Consider the following 21,206-nt stretch of genomic DNA (forward strand, 5'->3'; position numbering starts at 1 on the left):
AAAAAGGGATCGCGGTGAGCGATCCCTTTTTTATTGGGTCAGGGAAAAGCCCCTCACCCTAGCCCTCTCCCGGAGGGAGAAGGAACCTACCGAGTTGTACTTTCAAGCTACATCGACCTGAGAAATCGAGTCGAACTCAGGTCTTGAAAAGCCCCCGATCTGCTCCCTTTCCCCCTCTCCCTTGGGGAGAGGGTTGGGGTGAGGGGGCTTTTGACTTTAGCTATACACCCGGCCAAGGAGCTGCCGATGGCTTTCAAACTGATCGAGCACATCCCGCGTGATCTGATCCTGCGTGAAGCCCATCAGGTCGTAATCCTGGCTGCCGTTGTGCAGATACACTTCAGCGCGGTAGTAACGCTGACGCGCTTCATCGGACTGCGCCGATTCAGTCGGGGTCGCCAGATAGCCGTCAAGGCTGACTTCGTAGACGAAAGGGTTGCCCTCTTCCATCTCGACGCGCACACCCATGCAACGCTTGGATTTACCCAACAGCGTCTGCACTTCCAGACCCTGCGCACGCATCTGCGCGGTGGCATCTTCCAGCGCCGGGCTGACCTGCTTGTCCATGAAACGCTGCACCACCGATTGGCTCGGTTGCAGGTCCAGTTGCGTCAGACGCTCGCTGAAACCACGACGACCGCGCTCCGCCAGTTGCGCCTGCTCCTGTTCGATCTGCACGTCCTGGCGCATCGCCTTGTGCAGGCCGAACATGAAGAACACCAGCACCACCGAGAACGGCAGACCGGCCAGCACCACCATGGTTTGCATGGCTTCGAAGTTACCGGCAAACAGCAGACCGATGGTCACCAGGGTGATCACCACCGACCAGAAGATCCGCAGCCAGTGCGGCGCATCTTCATCGACGTTGCCGCCCTTGCAGGACAGATTCGCCATCATCACCGCGCCGGAGTCGGCCGGGGTCAGGAACAGCACGAAGCCAACAAAGATCGACACACCGATGACGACTTTCGACGCCGGGTAGTGCTCAAGCAATTGATAGATCGCCATCGACGGCTGTTCCAGCGCCGTCTTGCCCAACTCAACCGCCCCCTGGTTCATCACCAGATCCAGCGCCGAGTTACCGAAGATCGACAGCCAGGCCAAGGTGAAGCCCAGCGGAATCAGCAGCACGCCAGCCACCAGTTCACGCACGGTACGACCACGGGAGATACGCGCGATGAACATGCCGACGAATGGCGCCCAGGAAATCCACCACGCCCAGTAGAACAGGGTCCACAGGCCCATCCAGCGCTCGGACTTGGCGTTGTCGCCCTCGTACACATAAAGGTCGAAGGTTTTCAGCACGATGCCATTGAGGTAGTCACCGATGTTCTGCACGAAGCCGTTGAGCAGGTGCAGGGTCGGCCCGAACAGCAGGACGAAAATCAGCAGACCGCTGAACAGCACGATATTCAGGTTGGACAGGCGACGGATGCCGTTTTCCACGCCGGACACGGCAGCGATGGTCGCCACGGTGCTCATCACGATGATCACGATCAACAGGTTAGTGTTGCTGTGTTCCATGCCGAACAGGTTTTCAAGGCCCGAGGACACTTGCAGCGAACCAATCCCCAGGTTGGTCACCAGACCCAGCAGGGTCACGAACATGCCGAAGCCGTCCACCGCGTGACCGGCCGCGCCCTTGACCCAACGCTCGCCGACCAGCGGATACAGCGCCGAACGCAGGGCCAGCGGCTGGTTATGACGGTAAGCAAAGTACGCCACGGCCAGACCGACCAGTGCGTAGATCGCCCAGCCGTGCAGGCCCCAGTGCAGGAACGTCAGCTGTACAGCCTGACGCGCGGCCATGTTGCTGGCCGATGCGCCTTCCGGTGGATTGAAGTAGTGATCCAGTGGCTCGGATGCGCCGAAGTACAGCAGCGAAATACCGATACCCGACGAGAACAGCATCCCCGCCCAGGCGCCGTAACTGAAATCCGGGGTGTCGTCCTTGCTGCCCAGTTTGAGTTTGCCGTACGAGGAAAACGCCAGGCCCACCACAAACACCAGGTAGGCGGCGATGACCACCATGTAGTACCAGCCGAAGCTGCGCGACAACCAGGCCTGAGCGATACCCAACAGTCTGCCGGCCTCTTGCGGGGCGATAATCAGAATGGCGGTCAACAACAGAATCAGCGCGGTAGAGGTGTAAAACACCCAACCGTTGACCGTCACCTTCTCGGGCGGGGTCTTTATAAGCGAGGCAGAACTCATGGCACAAATGCTCCAGGCAGTGCGAGAGAAGAACACAAGGCAACACGGAACCCGACCAATCGGTTAGTTGGCAGCCGACCGGCGGGTGATATAAAGACACCCCGAAAAATGCCCGAACCTGCCGAAATGGCGCTGCGAATCGCTTTCGTGGCCGAAGGTGGACGGACGTTCATCCGAAACCTGGCCCTGAGCGTCTTGCCCTTTCAACACGTCCATCGAATCGCGAACCGCGCCATGCCCCACGCAGGTTTCGAGCTTTTTCGGATGTCGGTTTTATCGCCACTTACACGTAGGAAAAATCTGTAGGCAGCGACGATTTGTCGCAGATCTTATTCTTTGTTGATTGAACGTTCAATCAAAACAAAATAGACTGGCCGTCAATCCGATAGGCGTGATTCGCCGCTCGGAAGGCCTAAGGAGATGTGCAAGATGCCCAAGGTCGGTATGCAACCCATCCGCCGCCAACAACTGATCGAAGCCACTTTGCAGGCGGTCGATCAGGTCGGAATGGGGGACGCCAGCATTGCGCTGATCGCCCGTTTGGCCGGTGTCTCGAATGGCATCATCAGTCATTACTTTCAGGACAAGAACGGCCTGATTGCCGCCACGATGCGGTATCTGATGACCGCCCTCAGCGAGAGCGTCACCGCGCGCCGTCAGGCGCTGGCAGATGACAGCCCACGGGCGCATCTGCAGGTGATCATCGAAGGCAACTTCGACGCCAGCCAGGTCAATGGCCCGGCAATGAAAACCTGGCTGGCCTTCTGGGCCACCAGCATGCACCAGCCGTCTTTGCACAGGTTGCAGCGGATCAACGATCACCGTCTGTATTCCAACCTGTGCTGCGAGTTCCGCCGTGTGTTGCCGCTCGAAGATGCGCGCACCGCAGCGCGTGGCCTGGCAGCGTTGATTGACGGCTTGTGGTTGCGCGGCGCTTTGTCGGGAGATGCTTTCGACACGGCGCAGGCGCAACAGATCGCTTACGAATACATGGATTTCCAATTGGCCAAGAAGGTGAGCTAGAGCACACAGAAAACGCTCGGCCCCTGAACGCCACCGCAGCCTCACCGCGGTGGTCAACGCCAACCACCAATGCACTTGCGAGGACACTATGGCCCGTTTCGAACTGCAAAAACTTTACATCGATGGCGCGTACTCCGACGCCGGCAGCGATGCCACCTTCGAAGCCATCAACCCGGCTAACGGTGAAGTCCTCGCACTGGTGCAACGTGCGACCAAGGAAGACGTCGAGCGCGCCGTGGTCAGCGCTGAAAAGGGCCAGAAAATCTGGGCTGCGATGACCGCCATGGAGCGTTCGCGCATCCTGCGTCGTGCCGTCGACATCCTGCGCGAGCGCAACGATGAACTGGCCGCACTGGAAACTCTGGACACCGGTAAATCCTTCTCCGAAACCAAGTACGTCGACATCGTCACCGGCGCTGACGTGCTGGAATACTACGCAGGCCTGGTGCCGGCCATCGAAGGCGAGCAGATCCCGCTGCGTGACACTTCGTTCGTCTACACCCGTCGCGAGCCACTGGGCGTGGTTGCCGGTATCGGCGCGTGGAACTACCCGATCCAGATCGCGCTGTGGAAATCCGCTCCAGCCCTGGCGGCCGGTAACGCGATGATCTTCAAGCCAAGCGAAGTCACCTCGCTGACCACCCTGAAACTGGCCGAGATCTACACCGAAGCCGGCGTTCCAAACGGTGTGTTCAACGTACTGACCGGCAGCGGCCGTGAAGTCGGCACTTGGCTGACCGAGCACCCGCGCATCGAAAAAATCTCCTTCACCGGCGGCACCGACACCGGCAAGAAGGTCATGGCCAGCGCTTCGGCTTCGTCGCTGAAAGACGTGACCATGGAACTGGGCGGCAAGTCCCCGCTGATCATCTGCGACGACGCCGACCTCGATCGCGCTGCCGACACCGCGATGATGGCCAACTTCTACAGCTCCGGTCAGGTCTGCACCAACGGCACTCGCGTGTTCGTACCGGCGCACCTGAAAGCCGCTTTCGAAGCCAAGATCGTTGAACGCGTTGCACGCATCCGCGTCGGCAACCCGGAAGACGAAAACACCAACTTCGGCCCGCTGGTCAGCTTCGCGCACATGGAAAGCGTGCTGGGCTACATCGCCAAAGGTAAAGAACAAGGCGCCCGCGTGCTGTGCGGCGGCGACCGTCTGACCGACGGCGAATTCGCCAAAGGCGCGTTCGTGGCTCCAACCGTGTTCACCGATTGCACCGACGACATGACCATCGTTCGTGAAGAAATCTTTGGCCCGGTCATGGCGATTCTCTCCTACGAAACCGAAGAAGAAGTGATCCGCCGCGCCAACGACACCGACTTCGGCCTGGCCGCCGGCATCGTCACCAAAGACCTGAACCGCGCCCACCGCGTGATTCATCAACTGGAAGCCGGTATCTGCTGGATCAACGCCTGGGGCGAGTCCGACGCAAAAATGCCGGTCGGCGGTTACAAGCAGTCGGGTGTTGGCCGTGAGAACGGCATCAGCTCGCTGAACAACTTCACCCGCATCAAATCGGTACAGGTCGAGCTGGGCGATTACGTCTCGGTGTTCTAAGACCCGAGTCTTGTATTGCTCGTGAGGCCGTCTTCGCGAGCAGGCTCGCTCCCACAGGAGATCCCATTCCAATGTGGGAGCGAGCCTGCTTGCGAATCGAGTGCAAAGCACTCGTCAGGCCCGACCTGACCACATCTAAAGAGGGTGCATTCAATGTCCCAAGAATTCGATTACATCATCATCGGTGCCGGCTCGGCCGGTAACACCCTGGCGACCCGTCTGACTGAAGACGCTGGCGTCACCGTTCTGCTACTCGAAGCAGGCGGCCCGGACTACCGCTTCGACTTCCGCACGCAAATGCCGGCTGCCCTGGCATTCCCGCTGCAAGGTCGTCGCTACAACTGGGCGTACGAAACCGATCCAGAGCCACACATGGACGGTCGTCGGATGGAATGCGGTCGCGGCAAAGGCCTTGGCGGTTCTTCGCTGATCAACGGCATGTGCTACATCCGTGGTAACGCGATGGACTACGACGGCTGGGCAAAATTGCCAGGTCTGGAAAACTGGTCGTACCTCGACTGCCTGCCGTACTTCCGCAAAGCGGAAACCCGCGACATCGGCCCGAACGATTACCACGGTGGCGAAGGCCCGGTCAGCGTGACCACGCCGAAGGCTGGCAACAACCCGCTGTTCCACGCCATGGTTGAAGCCGGCGTACAGGCCGGTTATCCGCGCACCGAAGACTTGAACGGTTACCAGCAGGAAGGCTTCGGCCCGATGGACCGCACCGTGACGCCGAACGGCCGTCGTGCTTCCACCGCCCGTGGCTACCTCGACACCGCTAAAAAGCGTTCGACCCTGACCATCGTCACCCACGCCCTGACCGACAAGATTCTGTTCGAAGGCAAGCGTGCGGTTGGCGTGCGTTACCTGGTCGGCGACGCCGAAGAGCGCGTTGAAGTCAAAGCGCGCAAAGAAGTCCTGCTGTGCTCCGGCGCCATCGCTTCGCCGCAGATTCTGCAGCGCTCCGGTGTCGGCCCTGCCGAACTGCTGAAGTCGCTCGACATTCCGGTGGTTCACGACCTGCCGGGCGTCGGTGAAAACCTGCAGGATCACCTTGAGCTGTACCTGCAATACGCGTGCACTCAGCCGGTTTCGCTGTACCCGTCGCTCCTCTGGTACAACCAGCCAGCCATCGGTGCCGAGTGGCTGTTCAACGGCACCGGCATCGGCGCCAGCAACCAGTTCGAAGCCGGCGGTTTCATCCGTTCGCGTCCGGAATTCGAATGGCCGAACATCCAGTACCACTTCCTGCCGGTAGCGATTAACTACAACGGCAGCAACGGTGTGAAAGAGCACGGTTTCCAGGCGCACATGGGTTCCATGCGTTCGCCAAGCCGTGGTCGCATCCAGGCCAAGTCGAAAGACCCGCGCCAGCACCCGAGCATCCTGTTCAACTACATGGCTACCGAGCAGGACTGGCAGGAATTCCGTGACGGCATCCGCCTGACCCGTGAAATCATGCAGCAGCCTGCGCTGGACGCTTTCCGTGGCCGTGAAATCAGCCCGGGCATTGAAGTGCAAACCGATGAGCAATTGGACAAGTTCATCCGCGAGCACGCCGAAACTGCGTTCCACCCGTCCTGCTCGTGCAAGATGGGCACCGACGAGATGGCTGTGGTGGATGGCGAAGGTCGCGTGCACGGCATGCAGAGCCTGCGTGTGGTCGATGCCTCGATCATGCCGATCATCACCACCGGCAACCTGAACGCGCCGACGATCATGATCGCCGAGAAAATCGCCGACAAGATCCGTGGCCGCCAGCCGCTGCCGCGCAGCACCGCGCCGTACTACGTCGCGGGCGATGCGCCGGTGAAGGGCAAGCCGATGCGTGATATCACCCCGGCTGCTCAGTAGCCTGAAGTGATCGTTCCCACGCTCTGCGTGGGAATGCATCCCGTGACGCTCTGCGTCACACAGCGGACGCAGAGCGTCCATGGCGGCGTTCCCACACAGAGCGTGGGAACGATCTCCTGCCTCGCACAGTAAATCCCCCTACACCCCCTCCTCACTTGATCCTACCCCCACGCAGGCCTACTCTAGACCTCGCGCAACCGTTTCACCCCCTCCCCGCCGCTGCTCTACCGCTTCCCCCTGACAAGGAGGTTCCCGAATGTTCGATTTCCACCCCCAGCTCAAGCAGCGCTTCGCTGCCTTGCGCACGGGCGCTGAGTTTTTTTCCCTGCGATACGTACGCGAATCCGGGCAGTACCTGTCGGTGCGTAAAAACGTCGCCGAACCGCCGAGCCTGAGCCGCGACGAAGGCGCGATGCTTACCGTGCGCGTCAACGGCGTTGAAGCCTATGCCGCGACCAATGACCTGTCGCAACAAGGTCTGCAGGCTGCCCTCGAACGCGCCGAGCTGCAAGCGCGCCGGCTCAAGCCGCACGCCTTGCTCGACCTGCGTGATCAGCCGGTGTCCAGCGATCGCGCTGATTACTTTTCGCCCAATCTCGAACAACCCTTCCCGTCCCTGAGCGAATGCTTTGAGTTGCTCGGTGCGGAATCCGCCTCGGTGCCAAAGGATGAGCGCCTGGTGAACTGGGAAGTGAGCATCGGCATCACCCTCGTCGAACAGATCTACCTGAGCAGCGCCGGGGCTGAATTGCGCCAGGCCCAGCGTTTCGTCTATCCAGGTCTCGACGTCACCGCTTACGACGGCAAAGACAGCCAGACCCGCAGCCTCGGCCGCGAGAACTTCGGCCAACAGGGCGGCGCTGACGTGATCAGCCGCTGCGGCTTGATCGGCGCCGGTCCGCAGGTCGCCGATCAGGCCCTGCAACTGCTACTCGCGCCGAACACTCCGCAAGGCCCGCGCGACCTGCTGTTGATGCCGGACCAGATGATGCTGCAGATCCACGAATCCATCGGCCACCCGCTGGAGCTCGACCGCATCCTCGGCGACGAGCGCAATTACGCCGGCACCAGTTTCGTCAAAGCCAGCGACTTCGGCAGCCTGCAGTATGGCTCGAAACTGCTCAACGTGACCTTCGATCCGGGCATTCCCGAAGAACTGGCCAGCTATGGCCACGATGACGACGGCAGCAAAGCGAGCAAACAATTCCTGATCCGCGATGGCCTGTTGCTGCGTCCGCTGGGCGGTGCGCTGTCGCAATACCGTGCCGGGATGGATGGCGTCGCCAACAGCCGCGCCTGCGGCTGGAACCGGCCGCCGATCGACCGCATGGCCAACCTCAATATCGAACCGGGCGACCAGCCGCTTGAGCAGTTGATCAAAGGCATCGAGCACGGCATTTTGATGAGCACCAACCGCTCGTGGTCGATTGACGATGCGCGCAACAAATTCCAGTTCGGCTGTGAATGGGGTCAGTTGATCGAAAACGGTGAACTCAAAGGCGTGGTGAAAAACCCGAACTACCGGGCGATTTCCGCGCATTTCTGGAAAAGCCTGCGCGCCGTCGGCGACGCCAACACCGTCAAGGTGCTGGGCACGCCGAACTGCGGCAAGGGCGAACCGAACCAGGTGATCCGCGTCGGCCACGCTTCGCCGGCCTGCGTATTCAGCAACATTGATGTGTTTGGGGGAGACGCCTGATGAGCATTTCGAAGAGTCAGTCCGACGCCTTCAAGGTCATGGTCAATTGGCTGCGTGACAGTGTGCGCGAGCCGGAACAGTTCACCCTCAGTTATGCCGCCGAATCGTCGGCGTTCGTGCGTTTCAATCACGCCAAGGTGCGGCAGGCCGGGCAAGTGCAGCAGGCCAACATCGTTCTGAAACTGATCAACGACGGGCGTCATGCCGACCTGCAAGTCACCCTGTCCGGTGATCAGGAAGGCGATCTGCAACGCCTCGCCGAAGGCCTGCAACAACTGCGCGAAACCCTGCCGTTGCTGCCGCAGGATCCGTACCTGCTGCTCAATCACAACGGCTGGCAGAGTCAGAACGTGCAGGAACATCCGCTACCGGACACTGAACAGGTCGTCGATGAAATCTGTGCCGCTGCCGAAGGTCTGGATCTGGTCGGCTTTTATGCTGCCGGCCCGATCAGCCGTGGTTTCGCCAGTTCTTCAGGCGCATTTGGCTGGCATCAGGCCAACAGCTTCAACTTCGACTTCAGCCTGTTCCACGACAATGGCGAAGCGGTGAAAGCCAGCTACGCCGGGCATGACTGGAGCAGCGAAGGCTTCGCCAAGCGCTTCGGCCAGGCACGCGAGCAACTGGAGTTTCTCGGCCGCCCGCTGCGCACCTTGGCGCCAGGGCAGTACCGAGCCTATCTGGCACCGGCGGCGCTGGAAGAAATCATGGGCATGCTGAGCTGGGGCGGTTTCTCGGCGCAGTCGATTGCCAGCAAAAGCAGCCCGTTGCAGAAGTTGTATGTCGGTGATCAGGCGTTCAGCCCGCTGGTGTCGCTGGATGAGAAAGTCAGTGAATCGTTGAGCCCGGCGTTTTCCGGCGAAGGTTACCCGCGCAGCGATCTGCGGCTGATCGTCGAAGGCAAGGCCGGCGATCAACTGGTCGGCTCGCGCAGTGCGGCGGAATATGGTCTGGCCGCCAACGGCGCCGGCGGTGGTGAAATGCCGAGTGCGTTGAACATGGCGGCGGGCGATCTGTCGCAAGCAGAGATCCTCAAGCAGTTGGGCACCGGGTTGTACATCAGCAACCTGTGGTACCTGAACTACTCGGATCAACCGGCGGCACGCATGACCGGCATGACCCGTTTCGCGACCTTCTGGGTCGAGAACGGCGAGATCCAGGCGCCGGTGAGCACCATGCGCTTTGATGACAGTGCTTACAGCCTGCTCGGTTCGCAGCTGGAAGCGTTGACCGCCGAGCGCGAGTTGCTGCTGTCGGCGAGTACGTATAGCCAGCGCAATACCTCGTCGGCGTTGCTGCCGGGGGCACTGGTGAGCCGACTCACGCTCACCCTCTGACAGCGATCGTTCCCACGCTCTGCGTGGGAATGCAGCCCGGGACGCTCTGCGTCCCAGCCAAAAGCGGACGCGGAGCGTCCGTTGAGGCATTCCCACGCAGAGCGTGGGAACGATCATCAAACAGACAACAAGAGGTTCCATGCCCAACCGCCCGCCTCTCGACGCCATCACCGCCCGCTGGTTGCCGTGGGTCGTCGCTATCGCTTTCTTCATGCAGTCCCTCGACGGGACCATCCTCAACACCGCCCTGCCCGCCATGGCCCGCGATCTGGCCGAAGATCCCTTGCGCATGCAGGGCGTGATCATCGCCTACATGCTCACCGTGGCCTTGCTGATCCCGGCCTCAGGCTGGATCGCCGACCGCTTCGGCACCAAGAAAATCTTCTTCGGCGCGATTCTGCTGTTCAGCTTCGGCTCGCTGCTCTGCGCCTTGTCGAGCAGCCTGAGCATGCTGATCGGCGCCCGCGTCGTTCAGGGTCTGGGCGGTGCACTGATGCTGCCCGTCGGGAGGCTAGTGGTGCTGCGCGCTTATCCACGATCCGAGCTGGTGCGGATCATGGGCTTCATCACCATTCCCGGTCTGCTCGGCCCGTTGATCGGCCCGACCATGGGCGGCTGGATGGTCGAATACCTGACGTGGCACTGGATCTTCCTGATCAACCTGCCGGTCGGCGTCATCGGTTGCTACGCGGTGTGGAAATTCATTCCCGACCTGCGCGGCACCGAGCGCACGCGCTTCGATAGTCTGGGTTTCCTGCTGTTTGGCGCGGCGATGATCCTGATCACCATCGCCATGGAAGGTCTCGGCGAATTGCACTTGCCGCACCTGCGCGTGATGTTGCTGCTGTTCGGCGGCATGGCCTGTCTGGCGGCGTACTGGTTGCGCGCCGGGCACATCGAAAACCCGCTGTTCGCACCGTCGTTGTTCAAGACCCGCACCTTTGCCGTCGGCATTCTCGGCAACCTCTTTGCCCGCTTGGGCAGCGGCGCCTTGCCGTTTCTGGTGCCGCTGCTGCTGCAAGTGGCGCTGGGCTATTCACCGTCGCAAGCGGGGATGAGCATGCTGCCGCTGGCCGCTGCGGCGATGATCGCCAAGTGGGTGGCGCGGCCGCTGATCGAACGGCTCGGTTATCGCATCGTCCTCACCGGCAACACATTGGCGCTGGGGATCATGCTGGCGAGCATGGGCCTGGTCAGCGAGCAGACGCCGTACTGGCTGCTGCTATGCCTGCTGGCAGTGCTGGGCGCGATCAACTCGCTGCAATTTACGGCGATGAACACCGTGACCCTGATCGACCTCGACGACGCCAGCGCCAGCAGTGGCAACAGTTTGCTCTCGGTGGTTGCACAATTGTCATTGAGTCTGGGGGTTGCCTGCGCCGGTGCGTTGCTCGGCGGGTTCACCGCGGAGGTTGGTAACGATGGCGTCGAGACCGTGCTCGGTGCGTTCCAGCTGACCTTCGTCACCGTCGGCATCATGGCAATGCTCGCCGCGACAATCTTCTCGCAACTGTCGAAAGAAGACGGTCGGCGCGCCAAACGCCCGGAAGAACACATCGAACATTAACCACTGTTCGTCCAGAACTTTCGAAGAAAGTGGCACGGGGCTGCTACACTGCGCGACATTTTGTTTTGCAGGCCAGTCCCGTGACCACCATCGCCACCGCTTTTAATACTCTGCCGCTGTCCGCCGCCATGCTGGCTAACCTCGAATCCCTCGGTTATGCCCAGATGACGCCGATCCAGGCGCAGAGCTTGCCGGTGATCCTCAAGGGGATGGACCTGATCGCCCAGGCCAAGACCGGCAGCGGCAAGACCGCCGCATTCGGCATCGGCCTGCTCAACCCGATCAACCCGCGCTACTTCGGTTGCCAGGCACTGGTGATCTGCCCGACGCGCGAGCTGGCCGACCAGGTCGCCAAGGAAATCCGTCGTCTGGCCCGTGCCGAAGACAACATCAAGGTCCTGACCCTGTGCGGCGGCGTTTCGTTCGGCCCGCAGATCGCTTCGCTGGAACACGGCGCGCACATCATCGTTGGCACCCCGGGGCGCATTCAGCAGCATCTGCGCAAGGGTTCGCTGGTCCTCGATGGCCTGAACACGCTGATCCTCGACGAAGCCGACCGCATGCTCGACATGGGTTTCTACGACGCCATCGAAGACATCATCGTCAAGACGCCAGAGCGTCGTCAGACCCTGCTGTTCTCCGCCACTTACCCGGTGGGCATCAAGCAACTGGCGTCGAAATTCATGCGTGATCCGCAAACGGTGAAAGCCGAAGCGTTCCACGATGACACGCAGATCGAGCAGCGTTTCTACGAGATTTCCCCGGAAGACCGCATGAGCGCAGTGACCAAAGTCCTGCACCACTTCCGTCCGGCGTCCTGCGTGGCGTTCTGCTTCACCAAGCAGCAGGTTCAGGAAACCGTCGATCACCTGACCGCCAAAGGCATTTCCGCCGTCGGCCTGCACGGCGATCTGGAACAGCGTGATCGCGATCAGGTGCTGGCGATGTTCGCCAACCGCAGCACTTCGGTACTGGTCGCCACCGACGTCGCCGCCCGTGGTCTGGACATCGATGCGCTGGACATGGTGATCAACGTCGAACTGGCGCGTGATTCGGAAATCCACATTCACCGCGTCGGCCGTACCGGTCGCGCTGGCGAGAAAGGCATCGCGATCAGTCTGGTTGCGCCGGGTGAAGCGCACCGCGCGCAAGCCATCGAACAACTGCAGAAATCGCCGTTGAACTGGGATCAGGTCGATAACCTCAAGTCCCAGGGCCTCGCCCCGCTGCAGCCGCCGATGACCACGCTGTGTATCGGTGCTGGCCGTAAAGACAAGGTTCGTCCGGGCGACATTCTCGGTGCATTGACTGGCGACGCCGGCATTCCCGGTGCACAGGTGGGCAAGATCGCGATCTTCGATTTCCAGGCTTACGTGGCGGTTGACCGCACCGTGGCCATGCAGGCCTTGCAGCGTCTGAACGACGGCAAGATCAAGGGCCGTTCGCTGCGCGTACGCATTTTGTAAACGATCTTCCATTTAACGAAGATCCCCTGTGGGAGCGAGCCTGCTCGCGAAGGCAATCTGTCAGCCAACATCAATGTTGAATGACACACCGCTTTCGCGAGCAGGCTCGCTCCCACAGTTTGTTTTGTTGCGACCCACCATGAGGACACCGTTTTGCGCTCTACCGAAGTCGTGATCATTGGCGCTGGCGCCGCTGGGTTGATGTGTGCACTGACCGCCGCCGGGCGTGGGCGTCAGGTGTTGCTGCTCGACCACGCGAACAAGGCCGGCAAGAAAATCCTGATGTCGGGCGGTGGCCGCTGCAATTTCACCAACATGTACACCGAGCCGAGCAATTTCCTCTCGCAGAACCCGCACTTCTGCAAATCCGCACTGGCGCGCTACACCCAGTGGGATTTCATCGGCATGGTCGGCAAACACGCCGTGCCGTACCACGAGAAAAAACTCGGCCAGTTGTTCTGCGATAACAAATCCAGCGACATCCTTGGCATGCTGCTGGACGAATGCGATCAGGCCGGCGTCGAGCTGCATCTGGACACGTCGATCCAGACCATCGAGAAAGTCGAGAACGGTTACCTGCTCGACGCCACCCTAGGCCAGATCCAGTGCCAGTCGCTGGTGATCGCCACCGGGGGTCTGTCGATCCCGACGCTGGGCGCCACCGGGTTCGGTTATCAGGTCGCCAAACAGTTCGGCCATGAGTTGCTGCCGACCCGCGCCGGTCTGGTGCCATTCACCATCACCGATCAGCTCAAGGAGCTCTGCACCGAGCTGTCCGGGACGTCAGTGGATTGTCTGGTCAGCTGCAACGATCAGAGCTTTCGCGAGAACATCCTCTTCACTCACCGTGGCCTCAGTGGCCCGGCGATTTTGCAGATTTCCTCGTTCTGGGAATCCGGCGACACCGTGGAGATCAACCTGCTGCCGGATCACGACGCGGCGAGCTGGCTGCAACAGCAAGTGGCCGAGCGCCCGAACAGCGAATTGAAAACTCTGCTCGGTGAGATTTTCACCAAGAAAATGGCCAATCTGCTGGCGGACAACTGGTTTGCGTCCAAGCCGATGAAGCAGTACACCCACGCCGAACTGGCGGAAATCGCCGAGAAGCTCGGCAGCTGGAAAGTCGTGCCAGCGGGGACTGAGGGTTATCGCACCGCCGAAGTGACCCTCGGCGGCGTTGATACCCGTGAAGTGTCGTCCAAGACCATGGAATCACTGAAAAGCCCTGGCCTGTATTTCATCGGTGAAGTGCTCGACGTCACCGGGCATCTGGGCGGCTTCAACTTCCAGTGGGCCTGGGCCTCCGGCTACGCCGCCGCGCAATACGCCTGATCCAAACTCAAACACAAAACCCTGTGGGAGCGAGCCTGCTCGCGAATGCGGTGTACCAGTCGACATCAATGTTAAATGACACTCCGCTTTCGCGAGCAGGCTCGCTCCCACAGTGGTTTGTGGTGTAAGTAAAAGGAACACTTTTTGCTGTCAGATGTGATCGGCGCCATTGCGTCGGCGTCATTACTGGCTCAATTTAGCGGCATCGCCTCGGAAGGCCTTCGCACTTCATGTCCTCGACCTCGTTTCGTCAGTCTTTGCGGCGCCTGTGGGCGCTGGATAAATTCAGCTACAGCGTGCGGGTGTTCATCGCCCTGACCGGCAGCATGGCGCTGTGCTGGTATCAGGATGAAATGGGCCTGCTGATCCCGTTGTTCCTGGGGATTATCGCCAGCGCCCTGGCCGAGACCGACGACAGTTGGCAGGGCCGCCTCAATGCCCTCGCGGTGACGCTGGTGTGTTTCAGCATCGCCGCGCTGTCGGTGGAATTGCTCTTCCCCTACCCCATCGTGTTTGCCATTGCTTTGGCGCTGGCCAGTTTCGGCCTGACCATGCTCGGTGCGCTCGGCGAGCGTTATGGCGCGATTGCCTCGGCGACGCTGATTCTGTCGGTGTACACGATGATCGGTGTTGACCAGCGCGGTGGCGCGGTCACCGACTTCTGGCACGAGCCGATGCTGCTGGTCGCCGGTGCGGCGTGGTACGGCTTGCTCTCGGTGGTGTGGCAGGCGCTGTTTTCCAACCAGCCGGTGCAGCAAAGTCTGGCGCGATTATTCCGTGAGCTGGGCTTTTACCTGAAGCTGAAATCCTCGCTGTTCGAGCCGATCCGGCAGATGGACGTCGAAGCCCGGCGGCTGGAACTGGCCCAGCAAAACGGCCGCGTGGTGGCGGCGCTGAACAGTGCCAAGGAAATCATCCTGCACCGCGTCGGCAACGGCCGCCCCGGCTCGAAAGTCAGCCGTTACCTGAAGCTGTACTTCCTCGCTCAGGACATCCACGAACGCGCCAGCTCCTCACACTATCCGTACAACGCGCTGGCCGAAGCGTTCTTCCACAGTGACGTGCTGTTCCGCTGCCAGCGCCTGTTGCGCCAGCAAGGCAAAGCCTGCCGCGCACTGGCCGAATCGATCCAGATGCGCCAGCCATTCATTTACGACGCCAGTTTCGCCGAAGCCCTGAGCGATCTCGACGCCTCCCTCGAGCACCTGCGCATCCAGAGCAACCCGGCGTGGCGCGGATTGCTGCGTTCGCTGCGCGCACTGGCCGCCAACCTCGGCACCCTCGATCGCTTGCTCAGCGACGCGAGCAACCCCGATGCCTTGGCCGATGCGACCGACAGCAGCCTGCTCGACCGCTCGCCGCGCAACCTCAAGGACGTGTGGATTCGTCTGCGTACGCAGCTGACGCCGACTTCTCTGTTGTTCCGTCATGCCCTGCGCCTGCCCTTGGCGCTGAGTATCGGCTACGGCATGGTGCACCTGATTCACCCGTCGCAAGGCTACTGGATCATCCTCACCACGCTGTTCGTCTGCCAGCCGAACTACGGCGCGACCCGGCGCAAGCTCGGTCAACGGATCCTCGGCACCGCCATCGGCCTGACCGTGGCGTGGGCGCTGTTCGATCTGTTCCCGAGTCCGTTGGTGCAGTCCTGTTTCGCCATCGCTGCCGGCGTGGTGTTCTTTACCAACCGCACCACCCGCTACACCTTGGCGACGGCGGCGATCACCATCATGGTGCTGTTCTGCTTCAACCAGGTCGGCGACGGTTACGGACTGTTCCTGCCACGGTTGTTCGATACCTTGCTCGGCAGTTTGATTGCCGGGCTGACAGTGTTCCTGTTCCTGCCGGACTGGCAGGGCCGACGCCTGAACAAAGTGCTGGCCAACACCCTGACCTGCAACAGCATCTACCTGCGCCAGATCATGCAGCAATACGCCGCCGGCAAAAGCGACGACCTCGCCTATCGGCTGGCCCGGCGCAATGCGCACAACGCCGATGCGGCGCTGTCGACGACGCTGGCGAACATGCTCATGGAACCGGGGCATTTCCGTAAGGAAGCGGATGTCGGCTTCCGCTTTCTGGTGTTGTCGCACACGCTGTTGAGTTATCTGTCGGGACTTGGTGCGCATCGGGAAACTCAGTTACCCGCCGATGTTCGCGAGCATTTGATTGATGGCGCCGGGGTGAAACTGGCGACGAGCATCGATGAAATCGCCCAAGGTCTGGCGAACAAGCAGCCGGTGGCGATTCAGAGTGATGAAGAAGAAGCGCTGGCCAATGAGCTGGAGCAAATGGCCGACGAGATCGATGAGGGGCAGCGGTTGGTGCAGACGCAACTGGCGTTGATCTGCCGGCAGTTGGGGCCGTTGCGGACGTTGGCGGCGCATCTGATCAAGGACACCGGTGAGGTCAGCGCTGGCTGACAGGACGTCTTCGCGAGCAAGCTCGCTCCCACACTGGATTTATGAACGACACAGAAAAAATGTGGGAGCGAGCTTGCTCGCGAAGAGGCCATCAGCAACAACACAACTCTGGGATCAGAAACTCACATCCCATGCTGCCTCAACAACTTGTCATAACTCCCATCCGCCTTCATCGCCGCAATCGCCTTATCAAACCCCGCGACAATCTGCTCATGCTGCGGATTCTTCAGGCTCACCAGAATGTGCAGGCTGTTCTCACTCAACGGCTTGGGCAAAAACTCCACTGAATTGCGCACCTTGGCGGATTCCCGCGCCAGGTAATACTTCGCCACATACTCATCCTCCAGCGTCAGCTTGACCCGATCCGCCGCGAGCATGCGCACGGCCATGGCGAAGTTATGCACAGGGACTTTCTGCAACGCCGTGTCGGCATCGAACGGCGCCGAATAGGCGTAACCGCGCACCACCGCAATCGGATAGGTGTGCAGTTGTTGCAGATTGGAATACTCGAGTGGCGTGTCTTTGCGCTTGAGAAAGCGGATGCGGTTGAGCAGGTATTCCCCGGAAAACTCGCCCAGCTTGGTCCGCTCATCGTTGTACCAAGCGTTGACCAACACATCGTAGCGGCCCTCGCCAACGCCAAGCAGCGCCCGCGCCCAAGGCACCTGCTCGTAGCCGCTGGCATAACCGGCCCGGGCCAGGGCAGTCGTGACGATATCGGTGGCCAGTCCGCCGTTGACCAGCGTGTCGTCGGTAAAGGGTGGCCAGATATCAAACACCAGCCGCAGCTTCTCCGCTGCAGCGGTCTGAGCCAGCAAGAGCAATCCGATCAAAGCAAAGGCTCGATGCAAACGCGGCATGCTTGAAAATCCTTAGCGGGCAGGTTGCCCGGCATGTTTTCAGCCAAAACCCCAAGGCCCCTTACCGGCAAAACCCAGGCCCTAACATTAGCTCATTGCAGCCAGTGCACAGCGCTCTCCAGCAGATTACACAAAGTCGCCGAGGCTGCGAGAAAGGAATGATGGCATTTTGACCTTTGTCACAGACTCTTACGCCATAAAGACATCTTTGCCGCAGGCGCTTAGTATCCGGTGACACGTTCAAGGAATCGGCACATGACAATCGAGTGGGTCTGCAAACATCACAGTGATCTGGGCAAGGAGCAGCTGTACGCGCTGTTGAAGCTGCGCTCAGACGTGTTCGTCGTCGAACAGAAATGCGCTTATCCGGACCTCGACGGCCAGGATCTGGAAGGCGACACCTACCATTTGATGGGGTGGGAGGATGACCAGTTGATGGCGTATCTGCGCCTGCTGGATCCGGAATCCCAGGGCGGTGATGTGGTGATCGGCCGCGTGATTACTGCACCCCAGGGCCGCGGCAAAGGGCTGGGGCACGAAATGATGGAACAGGCGTTGAAACAGGCCGAGAAGCATTGGCCGCAGGTGCCGATCTATCTGTCGGCGCAGGCGCATTTGCAGGGGTACTACGGCAAGTACGGGTTTGTCGTGGCGGGTGAGGAGTATCTGGAGGATGACATTCCGCACATTGGGATGCGTCGCCCTTAAGTGCCCCTTCGCGAGCAGGCTCGCTCCCACAGGGAAACGCATTCCAACTGTGGGAGCGAGCCTGCTCGCGAAGGCGTCAGCTCAGGCGCCGCAGGACTCAGGGATACTCCAGAACAGCCTTGATCTGCCGCAAATTACGCTCGATCCACCTGCGATCAATCGCCCCCCACTCACGAATCCGATAGCGCCCCGCATGGTTGCGCGCGCCCTCTTCCTGCTCGAATTCACAAACGATATCCAGATCCGCCAACGCCGCAATCGTGTCCTGCGCCGTGCGCCGGGGCATGCCGGTCACTTCGGTCAGCGTCGGCACACTCGGCGCCAGACCGCTGTCGATCAGGTACGCCACATACAAGCGACGGTAGAAACTGCTTTTGGTCTTGCTGACGTCCATCCACACCTTCCTGGTTGCGTACTGTTAAGCCTGCAGATCCCGCCATGTCAGGTACACGCGCAGATCAAACTCGACCTGGTGATACCCCGGCAGCATGTGCTCGCACAATTTATAGAACGCCTTGTTGTGATCCGATTCCTTGAAGTGCGCCAGTTCATGCACGACGATCATTTTCAGAAAGTCCGGCGCGGCGTCCTTGAACAACGAGGCGATACGAATCTCTTTCTTGGCCTTGAGCTTGCCGCCCTGCACCCGCGACACAGTGGTGTGCAGACCGAGGGCGCGGTGGGTCAGGTCGAGGCGGTTGTCGAACAGCACCTTGTCGATGGCCGGCGCGTTGCGCAGGTATTCCTGCTTCAAGTCCAGCGCGTAGCTGTACAAGGCCTTGTCGCTCTGCACATCGTGCCGCCCTGAATAGCGTTGATTCAGGTATTCACCCAGCCGCCCTTCGGCGATCAGTTGGCGTACCTGGTCCTGCAATTGCGCGGGATAGGCCTGGAGGTACTTCAACACAGTCATGGACAAGCGACACGGTTCGAAAAAGGTGCGCCAGTGTAGCGAATTCAAACGGGCAGCGCGCTCCAGTCAAACGGCTCGGCGAAGCTGACCGCGTCCTCGGCGATCAATGGACGCGCGACAAGGAAGCCCTGCACATATTCACAGCCGTGAGCTTGCAGCCACTGGTATTGCTCGATGGTTTCCACCCCTTCGGCAATCACCAGCAAACCGTATTGCTTGCACAGACTGATGACCGTGCTGACCAGCGAGGCGTCCCGCTGGGAGTCCGGCAATCGGGCGATTAGATGGCGATCAATTTTCAGCGTATCGAGCTCCAGATCGCGCAGATGTGCCAGCGAACACGGCCCGGAACCGAAGTCATCCAGCGCCACGCGCACACCGAGATTGCGCAGCAAGCGCAGCTGCTTGCGGGTTTCGTCGGGATTCTGCATCAGCGCTTCTTCGGTGACCTCGACCTCCAGCTGCCGGGGCTGCAAGGCATGTCGCTCCATGACTTGCCGCAACTCGGTGACCAGATTCGGCAGACTGAACTGGGTGTTGCTCAAACTCACGCCCAGCACCAGATCTTCGGCAAACAGGGTTTCCCAGGCTTTGCGCTGGCCGGCGCCACGATGATAGATCCAGCTGCCGAGGCGACTGATCAAACGTGCCTCTTCCAGCAACGGCAGAAACAGCCCCGGCGGCACATCGCCCACGCTCGGGTGCTGCCAGCGCAATAACGCTTCGAAGCCACGAATCTGGCCAGTGTCGATGGCCACTTGCGGCTGATACACCAAGTTGAAATCGCGGTTTTCGATGGCTGCACGCACGCTCTCCTCGAGCATCAGCCGCGAACGCGCCCGACCGTTCATTTCATGATCATAGAAACGATATTGCTGACGCCCGGCGCGCTTGGCTTCGTACATGGCGATGTCCGATGCGCGCAGCAATCCGTCGAGGTTGGAGCCGCAGTCCGGGTAAGTGGCGATGCCGATGCTGGCGCCGAGAGCGATGTCCAGCCCTTCGATCTGCTGACAGATCGACACCCGCTCAATGAGCTTTTCGGCAATCTTCGCCGCTTGCTCGGGGAATTCCAGATCGAGCAGCGCGGTAAATTCATCACCGCCCATGCGCGCGAGAATATCGAACGGTCGCAGGCAGGCTTTTAACTGCTCGGAGACCCAGCGCAGTACACGATCGCCGGCATCGTGACCGAGTGAATCGTTGACCCGTTTGAAGCCATCAAGATCCAGATAGAGCAACACCCAACTGCTATCACTACGTTCGCCACGCAGCAGCAAGTTTTCAACGGTCTGGTAAAAGCCGCGACGGTTGAGCAAACCGGTCAGTGGATCGGTCACCGCTTGAAATTCGAGCTGCTGGTGCAAGTGCCGCACCACCGACATGTCCAGCACGGTCACCACCATCGCGTGTTGCTCGGAAGGCAGCGCGGCGCACGACAGCGCCACCGGCACTTGCTGGCCGGGCGCCGTGCGCAGCAAGGCGTCGTGCAGCCTTAACGTCTCGCCACGCTTGTAGCTGGCATAAAACTCGGAATCGGCCCACAGCGGGATGTGCGGCTTCTGTAGAAAATCGAGAAACTCTTTACCTTCCAGCTCCTTCACCGGCGCATTCAATAACCGCGAAATCGCCGGATTGGCAAAACGGATCAAACCGTCTTCGCCCACCACCAGAATGCCTTCGGCGGCGTTATCCAGCACCGAGGCATTGAAGGCGCGCGCCACTTCCAGGTCATGACTCAGGCGCTGCAACGCGCGGCGATTGCGCTGGTGTTCCAGCAACGCCTGCACCTTGGGCTTGAGAATCTGTGGGTCGAACGGCTTGAACAGGTAATCCACCGCACCACTGGCATAGCCCTTGATCACGGCGTCCTGGGATTGCTCGTTGGCGGTCAGAAAGATAATCGGCGTCAGGCGCGTGCGCTGGCTGCCACGCATAAGCCGCGCCACTTCAAAGCCGTCCATGCCCGGCATCTGCACGTCCAGCAGCACCAGGTCGACGTCGTGGGAGAGCAGAATATTGAGCGCTTCGAAACCTGAGGCTGCAGTGAGGACATGCCAATCCTGGCGCTGCAGCAACGCGCGCATGCTGATCAGATTTTCAGGGTAATCATCAACGATCAAAAGGACAGAGCTGCCTTCACCTGGCGGGGGTTGCGCGCATTCCATGCTGCTTCTCTTGTCGGGACTTTTGGTCGGTTGCCGGTAAAAACCGCACACATACTGAGCCTTCACTCTAGTACTGGA

The 21,206-nt window shown here is 60.5% G+C and carries 15 protein-coding genes; 10 read left to right on the forward strand and 5 right to left on the reverse strand.

Annotated features, from left to right (window positions below):
• Positions 1–216 precede the first annotated feature (216 nt).
• Positions 217–2,214 carry a choline BCCT transporter BetT gene (gene betT, locus QOM10_RS27160; RefSeq protein WP_108225114.1) on the reverse strand — a complete coding sequence of 666 codons (1,998 nt, stop codon included), beginning with the start codon at positions 2,212–2,214 and terminating at the stop codon, positions 217–219.
• 429 nt (positions 2,215–2,643) lie between these two features.
• Between betT and betI the strand changes: the two genes are divergently transcribed.
• The 9 genes from betI to yccS all read left to right on the forward strand — a co-directional run bounded on the left by betI (position 2,644) and on the right by yccS (position 16,479).
• On the forward strand, positions 2,644–3,237 hold the full coding sequence (betI, locus tag QOM10_RS27165; RefSeq protein ID WP_034153602.1) for a transcriptional regulator BetI: 594 nt from the start codon (positions 2,644–2,646) through the stop codon (positions 3,235–3,237).
• Positions 3,238–3,325: 88 nt separating this feature from the next.
• Positions 3,326–4,798, forward strand: a complete 1,473-nt coding sequence (gene betB / locus QOM10_RS27170) for a betaine-aldehyde dehydrogenase (protein WP_077574839.1) — start codon at positions 3,326–3,328, stop codon at positions 4,796–4,798.
• A 153-nt stretch (positions 4,799–4,951) separates the two neighbouring features.
• Positions 4,952–6,655: a choline dehydrogenase gene (gene betA, locus QOM10_RS27175; RefSeq protein WP_150775760.1), complete on the forward strand. Its 1,704-nt coding sequence runs from the start codon at positions 4,952–4,954 to the stop codon at positions 6,653–6,655.
• 256 nt (positions 6,656–6,911) lie between these two features.
• Entirely contained in the window at positions 6,912–8,354 is a 1,443-nt protein-coding gene (locus tag QOM10_RS27180; protein ID WP_316917238.1) for a TldD/PmbA family protein, read from the forward strand.
• A complete protein-coding gene (locus QOM10_RS27185) occupies positions 8,354–9,691 on the forward strand; it encodes a TldD/PmbA family protein (protein ID WP_134176108.1) in 1,338 nt (445 codons plus the stop codon). Before QOM10_RS27180 ends, QOM10_RS27185 begins: the two co-directional genes overlap by 1 nt.
• Before the next feature lie 139 nt (positions 9,692–9,830).
• Positions 9,831–11,258 (forward strand): multidrug transporter subunit MdtD, encoded by a 1,428-nt coding sequence (gene mdtD, locus QOM10_RS27190; protein ID WP_316917239.1) that lies wholly within the window; start codon positions 9,831–9,833, stop codon positions 11,256–11,258.
• Positions 11,259–11,386: 128 nt separating this feature from the next.
• On the forward strand, positions 11,387–12,724 hold the full coding sequence (dbpA, locus tag QOM10_RS27195; protein WP_230669476.1) for an ATP-dependent RNA helicase DbpA: 1,338 nt from the start codon (positions 11,387–11,389) through the stop codon (positions 12,722–12,724).
• 153 nt (positions 12,725–12,877) lie between these two features.
• Complete coding sequence (locus tag QOM10_RS27200; RefSeq protein ID WP_316917240.1) at positions 12,878–14,056, forward strand: NAD(P)/FAD-dependent oxidoreductase; 1,179 nt, start codon at positions 12,878–12,880, stop codon at positions 14,054–14,056.
• A gap of 230 nt (positions 14,057–14,286) precedes the next feature.
• The gene (gene yccS, locus QOM10_RS27210) at positions 14,287–16,479 is read left to right on the forward strand and encodes a YccS family putative transporter (RefSeq protein ID WP_316917241.1); all 2,193 of its coding nucleotides are present in this window, start codon (positions 14,287–14,289) and stop codon (positions 16,477–16,479) included.
• Between the two features lie 122 nt (positions 16,480–16,601).
• Here yccS and QOM10_RS27215 read toward each other — a convergent pair whose 3' ends face one another.
• Positions 16,602–17,339, reverse strand: coding sequence for a substrate-binding periplasmic protein (locus tag QOM10_RS27215; protein WP_316917242.1), 738 nt, complete (start codon positions 17,337–17,339; stop codon positions 16,602–16,604).
• A 255-nt stretch (positions 17,340–17,594) separates the two neighbouring features.
• On the opposite strand from QOM10_RS27215, the gene QOM10_RS27220 reads away from it, so the two are divergent.
• The gene (locus tag QOM10_RS27220; protein WP_127930071.1) at positions 17,595–18,047 is read left to right on the forward strand and encodes a GNAT family N-acetyltransferase; all 453 of its coding nucleotides are present in this window, start codon (positions 17,595–17,597) and stop codon (positions 18,045–18,047) included.
• 97 nt (positions 18,048–18,144) lie between these two features.
• Here QOM10_RS27220 and QOM10_RS27225 read toward each other — a convergent pair whose 3' ends face one another.
• The 3 genes from QOM10_RS27225 to QOM10_RS27235 are packed head-to-tail and all read right to left on the reverse strand — an operon-like array spanning position 18,145 to position 21,128.
• Entirely contained in the window at positions 18,145–18,441 is a 297-nt protein-coding gene (locus QOM10_RS27225) for a helix-turn-helix domain-containing protein (protein WP_150749720.1), read from the reverse strand.
• A 24-nt stretch (positions 18,442–18,465) separates the two neighbouring features.
• Entirely contained in the window at positions 18,466–18,960 is a 495-nt protein-coding gene (locus QOM10_RS27230) for a M48 family metallopeptidase (protein ID WP_095121442.1), read from the reverse strand.
• Between the two features lie 44 nt (positions 18,961–19,004).
• The gene (locus tag QOM10_RS27235; protein ID WP_127930072.1) at positions 19,005–21,128 is read right to left on the reverse strand and encodes a putative bifunctional diguanylate cyclase/phosphodiesterase; all 2,124 of its coding nucleotides are present in this window, start codon (positions 21,126–21,128) and stop codon (positions 19,005–19,007) included.
• Positions 21,129–21,206 lie beyond the last annotated feature (78 nt).

The sequence above is a fragment of the Pseudomonas sp. P108 genome (assembly GCF_032613195.1).
Classification (GTDB): Bacteria; Pseudomonadota; Gammaproteobacteria; order Pseudomonadales; family Pseudomonadaceae; genus Aquipseudomonas.

Bases quoted from the DNA above. Each gene is read 5' to 3' on its own strand.
- betB (WP_077574839.1), top strand. From the start codon at position 3,326: ATGGCCCGTTTCGAACTGCAAAAACTTTACATCGATGGCGCGTACTCC.
- QOM10_RS27220 (WP_127930071.1), top strand. From the start codon at position 17,595: ATGACAATCGAGTGGGTCTGCAAACATCACAGTGATCTGGGCAAGGAG.
- QOM10_RS27230 (WP_095121442.1), bottom strand. From the start codon at position 18,960: ATGACTGTGTTGAAGTACCTCCAGGCCTATCCCGCGCAATTGCAGGAC.
- QOM10_RS27225 (WP_150749720.1), bottom strand. From the start codon at position 18,441: ATGGACGTCAGCAAGACCAAAAGCAGTTTCTACCGTCGCTTGTATGTG.
- betA (WP_150775760.1), top strand. From the start codon at position 4,952: ATGTCCCAAGAATTCGATTACATCATCATCGGTGCCGGCTCGGCCGGT.
- QOM10_RS27180 (WP_316917238.1), top strand. From the start codon at position 6,912: ATGTTCGATTTCCACCCCCAGCTCAAGCAGCGCTTCGCTGCCTTGCGC.
- dbpA (WP_230669476.1), top strand. From the start codon at position 11,387: ATGCTGGCTAACCTCGAATCCCTCGGTTATGCCCAGATGACGCCGATC.
- QOM10_RS27235 (WP_127930072.1), bottom strand. From the start codon at position 21,128: ATGGAATGCGCGCAACCCCCGCCAGGTGAAGGCAGCTCTGTCCTTTTG.
- QOM10_RS27185 (WP_134176108.1), top strand. From the start codon at position 8,354: ATGAGCATTTCGAAGAGTCAGTCCGACGCCTTCAAGGTCATGGTCAAT.
- mdtD (WP_316917239.1), top strand. From the start codon at position 9,831: ATGCCCAACCGCCCGCCTCTCGACGCCATCACCGCCCGCTGGTTGCCG.
- betI (WP_034153602.1), top strand. From the start codon at position 2,644: ATGCCCAAGGTCGGTATGCAACCCATCCGCCGCCAACAACTGATCGAA.
- betT (WP_108225114.1), bottom strand. From the start codon at position 2,214: ATGAGTTCTGCCTCGCTTATAAAGACCCCGCCCGAGAAGGTGACGGTC.
- yccS (WP_316917241.1), top strand. From the start codon at position 14,287: ATGTCCTCGACCTCGTTTCGTCAGTCTTTGCGGCGCCTGTGGGCGCTG.
- QOM10_RS27215 (WP_316917242.1), bottom strand. From the start codon at position 17,339: ATGCCGCGTTTGCATCGAGCCTTTGCTTTGATCGGATTGCTCTTGCTG.